We start from the raw sequence: 4,211 nt of genomic DNA on the forward strand, positions 1-4,211 counted from the left end.
AGGACTTACGCACTTGCGATTAAGTTGTCTGGGTTTTGGACGATTTCTCGCGGGCTGCACCCACGAGAAATCGTCCAACTGAATAACTCCTAACAAAGACAAACATAGGATTTCTGTCCTATGTGGGCAGCAGCGGCAGCAGGAGCGTCACGAAATAGTAAACCAGTGGCGCGGTGAACACATAGCTATCGGCGCGATCGAGGATGCCACCATGCCCCGGAATGAGTTGCCCAGAATCCTTTACGCCCGCGTCGCGCTTCATCATCGATTCCGTTAGGTCACCCAGCAGGCTAGCAATGCCGATGATTAGTCCTAGCGCCATCCCCGTCAGCGGAAAGCCCGGCCACCGCAGCAGCCAAGATCCAATCGTCCCGACCGCGACGCTGCCCAACACCCCCAACACTGCCCCTTCTACCGTTTTCTTGGGGCTAATCGCAGACAGGCGCGTTTTGCCAAACAGCTTGCCAAACACATAGGCCCCAATATCCGCAGCCCAGATGCAGCCAAAGGCGATGAGCATCGTCGTCAGCCCTGGCGGTAGGGCTTGCCAATCGTCCCATGAGAGGGGCAAAAAGCCATTTAGCGGTAGGTTGCTGACTTCTGCCTGGCCGAGCGATCGCAGCCTCACCCAATAGCTCGGCAGATAGCCGCCGTAGAATAGCCCCAAAATGGAGGCAGAAATGTCGGCGATCGTCGCTAGTTTGGGCTGAAACAGCAGGTAAAAGCAAATGCAGGTTCCAGCGACGGGCACCACCGCATCGGCCAGCGTGGGGGATAGCGTGGCCGTTACCAGGATCAGCTGGCTGACGGCTAGCGTCGTCTTGGCAGCCGGAGCCATGCCCTTGGCGCGGCAAAGCTGGAAATACTCTAATTGCCCCAAATACACCATCAGCGCAACGCCCAGGGTGAAATACCATCCGCCCAAACACACCATTCCCAAGGCAAGAATGATGGCGATGATAGCGCTGAGAACTCGGGGCGATGCCATAGAAAATTAAGAGATGGAGCAATCAATCCGCAATAAAGAAACCGTAAAGAAGGACTTAAGCAGAGGTTAAAGACTACTCTGGCACACTTTGGCGTGCATCCTTCATAAACACACCCGTCTGCGGTCTTATTTATGGGTTTCGTTTACATATTGTAAGGGCGCTCTCAGCGAAGCGCGTGTTGCTAAAACGGCAGAAGGAAGAAGGAAGAGGGAAGAGGGAAGAACGAAGAACGAAGAGGGAAGAGCGAAGAATGAAAACTTGGTAGAGTGTGGGTTGCTAGAACGGCAGAAGCAACTGGGGGGAGATTCGGTCATTCTCCTTTTTCGCCGCTGACGATAAACATGGGGTCAAGCGCTGCAAACACCTGATGAATGCCGCGATTTTCCAGGCGGTTGATCACCGACTGCACCACTTCCACATTGCGAACCTGGAGGCTGGCGAGACATTCTGAGATGGCATAGAGCGTTTCGAGGTTAGTGGCGATCGCCACGATGCGTCCCCCCGGCAGCAAATAGCTCCACGCCGCCTGCAAAATCGCCTTCACCGATCGCCCCCCCTCCACACACACGCAGTCCGGCGCATCCGCTAGCTCGCTCAGGCACTCTGGGGCGCTGCCCTCCACCACTTCCACTGTTTTGACACCAAAGCGATCGCAGTTGCGGCGAATCAGGCTGGCCACTTCCTCGTCGCGCTCGATGGCATAGACCTTTCCCAAAGGACACCGCAGCCCCACTTCTACCGGAATCGTGCCCGTGCCCGCGCCAATGTCCCACAGCACCGCGTCCGGCCGCAGCCGCAGTTGCGACAGCAGCAGCACCCGAATTTCGCGCTTGGTGAGGGGAATTCCAGGCAACTGCTCAAAGCGGTCGTCGGGAATGCCAGAGGTGACATAGGGCCAGAGTGGAGAAGCCATACAGACTAGAGCCTCGCGCTGAATCGGGAACTGTGGGTGAAACCTGGCCCACGGGCGATCGCCTTTGGCCTTATCTTAAACAGCCCTGCCCAAATCCGAAACTGCCCTTACGCACTGGCAATAAGCTTTCTGGGTTTTGGACGATTTCTCGCGGGCTGCGCCTGCGAAAAATCGTCCAACGAGGTAAGTCCTGGCTGCCCAAATCCGCAACAACCTGTCATCAGCCCGGTTCAAAAGGGCAATCCGCCAGAAGTTCTTGATTGAAACCCGTAAGTCTGACCTATAACAGGGGCCAGGGCGCAGAGAATCGTGGAGAAACAGAGGACGGGGGGCACAAAAAATTCCTTCAACCCTTTGGGACTCCTCTCCCAAAACCCTCCGGACACCCCCAACCCGCCCCCGCAAAGTACTACACGCCCCCGCTCAAAAAATCTCAGGACTTACGCACTTGCGATATGTTTTCTGGGTTTTGGACGATTTCTTGCGGGCTGCGCCCCTGAGAAATCGTCTAACTGCGTAAGTCCTAGATCTGTCTTCAGAGTCATCAACCTATCGAAACATCTGTCAATAGGTATTTAATCTTCTTAACCAACAAAGTGCTATTCTCCTCATGTGTGTGGAGTGATTTTTCTGGAGTGCTAGGTTATGGTCGTTTCTCCTGTATGGTCGGGGTTGTCTCGCCTTGCGGATCGCGTTCCGGCAAGCGGACGGGCGGTTGATGAGCTTTGGAGTCCGCTGTCGCTACCGGCGGGCAAGCTGTTTGGCACAGACGGAATTCGTGGACGGGCGGGAGATTTGCTGACGGCTCCATTGGCGTTTCAGGTTGGCTACCGAGCAGGGCAAGTGCTGAAAACGTCCGAGGCGGGCCCGATGATTTTGGGACAAGATTCGCGCAACTCTAGCGATATGCTGTCGGCGGCGCTGTCGGCGGGGCTGGCCTCCGCAGGGCTGGAGGTGTGGAACCTGGGCCTGTGCCCGACTCCGGCGGTAGCCTACCTGGCCAATAAACTGGGCGCAGCGGGCGGCGTGATGATTTCCGCCAGCCACAACCCGCCAGAAGACAACGGCATCAAGTTTTTTAGCAGCCAGGGGGCAAAGCTGGCTCCAGAATTGCAAGCCCAAATCGAAGCGGCGCTGCGATCGCCCCTGGAAAGCACCCCCGCTCTGACGAATACGGGCCTGTGCTGCGATCGCCCAGAACTGCTGCAAGACTACGTTGCGTCGCTGCATCAGCCCTTCCAGCCCCAAGGCAGCCTCGCAGGGCTAAAAATTGTGCTGGATCTGGCTTGGGGCGCAGCAGCAAACCTGGGTGAACGGGTCTTCCGCGAAATGGGCGCTGAGGTAATTTGCCTGCACGACGCACCCGATGGCGATCGCATCAACGTCAACTGCGGTTCCACCCATCTGGCTTCTCTCAAGGCTTCGGTTCTAGAGCATCAGGCCGACATGGGGTTTGCCTTCGACGGCGATGCCGACCGGATGATGGCCGTAGACAGCCAGGGGCGCGTCATTGATGGCGATTACGTCCTGTTTCTCTGGGGTAACGCGCTGCGTCAGGCAGGACAACTGCCCAACGACACGCTGATTTCCACCGTGATGGCAAATCTCGGCTTTGAGCGGGCCTGGGAAGCGCAGGGCGGAACCCTGGTGAGAACTGCCGTGGGCGACCAGTATGTTCACGCCGAAATGGTGAAGCGGGGCGCAAAGCTGGGCGGTGAACAATCGGGCCACATCCTCTGTCCCCATTACGCAGTGTCTGGCGACGGAATGCTGACGGCGCTGCACCTGGCGGCCCTGGTCAAGCGGTCTGGGGTGTCGCTGGCCGACCTGCGCGATCAGAGCTTCCAGACCTATCCCCAACTGCTGCGGAACGTGCGCGTGGAAGACCGCGATCGCCGCCTGAACTGGCACACCTGCGAACCGCTGCAACGGGCGATCGCCCTGGCAGAATCCGACATGGGCGATCGCGGCCGCATCCTCGTCCGCGCATCGGGCACCGAACCTGTCATTCGCGTCATGGTAGAAGCCGCCCACGCCGATCTCGTAGACCACTGGACAACGCACCTCGTCTCCGTAGTCGAAACACACTTGGCGGGCTAATTTGGGATCAGCAGACAAGTTCCAGGAAACAAGAAGTTAGGGCACAGATGTCTTAGGGCACAGATGTTTCAGGGCACAGATATGATTGTGGGGCGGCAGCGCTGCTCCACAACAAGGCCCTAAGAGGGTGTTTGAAAAGGTATCGCCTGTAATGTTAAGCACTCAGAGATCCCCCCTAGCCCCCCTTAACAAGGGGGGAAACCGCCTTA

General features: G+C 57.5%; 3 protein-coding genes. 1 reads left to right on the forward strand and 2 read right to left on the reverse strand.

What is annotated here, in order from left to right:
- Window positions 1-118: 118 nt before the first annotated feature.
- Window positions 119-988 carry a phosphatidate cytidylyltransferase gene (locus IGS51_RS12650; protein ID WP_297078718.1) on the reverse strand — a complete coding sequence of 290 codons (870 nt, stop codon included), beginning with the start codon at window positions 986-988 and terminating at the stop codon, window positions 119-121.
- Window positions 989-1,299: 311 nt separating this feature from the next.
- Window positions 1,300-1,902, reverse strand: coding sequence for a precorrin-6Y C5,15-methyltransferase subunit CbiT (cbiT, locus tag IGS51_RS12655; protein WP_297078719.1), 603 nt, complete (start codon window positions 1,900-1,902; stop codon window positions 1,300-1,302).
- A 645-nt stretch (window positions 1,903-2,547) separates the two neighbouring features.
- Here cbiT and glmM point away from each other — a divergent pair.
- Window positions 2,548-4,002, forward strand: a complete 1,455-nt coding sequence (glmM, locus tag IGS51_RS12660; protein ID WP_297078720.1) for a phosphoglucosamine mutase — start codon at window positions 2,548-2,550, stop codon at window positions 4,000-4,002.
- Window positions 4,003-4,211: the final 209 nt, after the last annotated feature.

It is taken from the genome of Thermoleptolyngbya sp. M55_K2018_002 (genome assembly GCF_015295965.1).
Classification (GTDB): domain Bacteria; phylum Cyanobacteriota; class Cyanobacteriia; order Elainellales; family Elainellaceae; genus Thermoleptolyngbya; species Thermoleptolyngbya sichuanensis.

What these genes read in the sequence shown, in the direction of transcription:
- IGS51_RS12650 (WP_297078718.1), bottom strand. Translation starts at nt 988, where the DNA reads ATGGCATCGCCCCGAGTTCTCAGCGCTATCATCGCCATCATTCTTGCC.
- glmM (WP_297078720.1), top strand. Translation starts at nt 2,548, where the DNA reads ATGGTCGTTTCTCCTGTATGGTCGGGGTTGTCTCGCCTTGCGGATCGC.
- cbiT (WP_297078719.1), bottom strand. Translation starts at nt 1,902, where the DNA reads ATGGCTTCTCCACTCTGGCCCTATGTCACCTCTGGCATTCCCGACGAC.